Genomic DNA, 1,934 nt, shown 5'->3' on the forward strand with positions numbered 1-1,934 from the left:
CAATACGCCGGTTGGGGGGGGGGGGGGCGCGGGGCCCCCCCCCCGGGGGGGGGGGGGGCCCGGGGGCGGGGGGGGGGGGGGGCCCGGGGGGGGGCGGGGGCCCCCACCCCTCAGCGTTGCCGTGCGCGCGCTACCGGTCGGCCTCGTCCTCGCCGCCGGTCCGCTCGCACCGCTCGTCCATCGCGCCGGTGACGTAGTGGATATGGATGCCCTCCTCGCCCGGTGCCCGGTCCGGGCGCAGGATCAGATGCTCGTCGTAGTCACCGCCGTTCTGACCGCGGTACGGGATCGGCTCGGTCTCGGGGATCGTCAGCAGCCTCTGCCGCAGCCGGCCGACGGCCGTCTTGTACTCCCCCTCGGAGAGTCCGACCGCCCCGTTGACGACGAGGGGCGGCACCACGGTCATGCCCGGGTACCACAACGTGCCGTGCAGCAGCGGGAACAGCACCGCGTTGATGTCGCCGTGGATACCGCGCGGGCCGGTCGTCGCCGCGTTGGCGCCGACCGTCGTCAGCACCAGGGCGCGCCTGCCGACGAGTCCGCCGCTGCCGTACCGCTGGGCCCTGCCGGTCACCGGGTCGAGCACGCCCTGGGCGAAGCCCTGGATGAACAGCCGGTCGAACCAGCCCTTGAGGATCGCCGGCGGCCCGAACCACCAGAGCGGGAACTGCACGACGAGGGTGTCCGCCCACAGAAGCTTCTCCTGCTCCCCGCGGATGTCCTCGCTGAGCGTGCCGTTCTCCAGCGCGTACTGGGACTCGGTGAGGACGTCGAGCCGTTCGCCGGGGTCGTGGTGGAAGTCTCCGTGGCCCACGACCGGGTTCCACCCCATGGCGTACAGGTCCGACTCGACGACCTCGTGCCCGTGTTCACGGAGCACGGCGATTCCCTCGTCGCGCAGCGCGCCATTCAGTGAGCGCGGGTCGGGGTGAGCGTACAACCAGAGCACCCGCACGGCGCGCCACCTTCCTTATCCTCGGTACGACGACAGTGCTGACCGATTTTCCATGCTACTGCCGCGCCTTCGGTGTCTCTTCGGGCCTGTCCGGCCCGGCCCCCCCGTCAGACCGCCAGCCGGACCGCCACCGAGATGCCGCCCGCCACGAACCCGACGCCGACCAGCATGAACACCCACTGCACGCCGTGCCCGTAGCCCTCTATCCGCATCCGTTCGGGGCGCCGCGGGTCGTAGCGGATACGGACGGGTGTGCCGGGCCCGAACCTGCCCACCCAGGACCGCCCGTACGGCGACTCCACCTCCATGCGGCGGCCCTCGCCGGTGACCCATCCGACGACCGGGCGATGGATCCGGCCGCCCTGCCCGCTGGACGTCGTCTCCAGCCGGACCACCCAGCCCTGCGCCCGGACTCCGTCGCGCCGCAGGGCGAGGATTCGCCAGAAACCCACGAATCCGATCGTGAAGACCACGGCGCCGACAACGGCGAACCCGAGAGGGAACAACCACTCAGACACAGATCACACTCCCTCGCGGCGCCGCTCAACGGTCGCCGTCAACTTATCCGCAGGTCGGAGCGGGTCACCAGGTCCGCCGGGGGCGCCCACCCCTAACTCGCCGCTGCGTGACACGCGGTAGGGGTGTACTCAGCAACACCCCAGACCTGGGTCGTACGCCCAATGTGCCCTCGTCCGGCGCTGCGTAACGTCTTACTCGTGGCACAGAGAGTGTCCCAGGGAAGGAAAGACCATGTTTCGTCGTAGGAGTACGACCGGAGCGGCCAGGAGCCAGGAAGCCCTGCGCCTGGTCAAGGTCGCCAAGGTCTACGGCACGGCCGAGAACGCCGTGACCGCTCTCGACGGTGTGTCCCTGAGCCTTTCCGCCGGTTCCTTCACCGCCGTCATGGGGCCCTCCGGCTCCGGCAAGTCGACTCTCCTCCAGTGCGCGGCCGGTCTCGACCGGCCCGACAGCGGCCGGG

General features: G+C 71.1%; 3 protein-coding genes. 1 reads left to right on the top strand and 2 read right to left on the bottom strand.

The genetic code is table 11. The features are described from left to right. Nucleotides 1-130: 130 nt before the first annotated feature. Entirely contained in the window at nucleotides 131-955 is an 825-nt protein-coding gene (locus ACIBBB_RS30710; RefSeq protein ID WP_398987744.1) for an NAD(P)H-dependent oxidoreductase, read from the bottom strand. 107 nt (nucleotides 956-1,062) lie between these two features. Beyond that, a complete protein-coding gene (locus tag ACIBBB_RS30715; protein WP_398987746.1) occupies nucleotides 1,063-1,473 on the bottom strand; it encodes a DUF3592 domain-containing protein in 411 nt (136 codons plus the stop codon). Nucleotides 1,474-1,705: 232 nt separating this feature from the next. Here ACIBBB_RS30715 and ACIBBB_RS30720 point away from each other — a divergent pair. Further along, nucleotides 1,706-1,934, top strand: a 229-nt coding sequence (locus ACIBBB_RS30720) for an ATP-binding cassette domain-containing protein (protein WP_398987748.1), incomplete at its 3' end; no start/stop codon positions are given.

Origin of the sequence: Streptomyces sp. NPDC051217 (assembly GCF_044455465.1) — a bacterium.
In the GTDB taxonomy this organism is placed as follows: Bacteria; Actinomycetota; Actinomycetes; order Streptomycetales; family Streptomycetaceae; genus Streptomyces.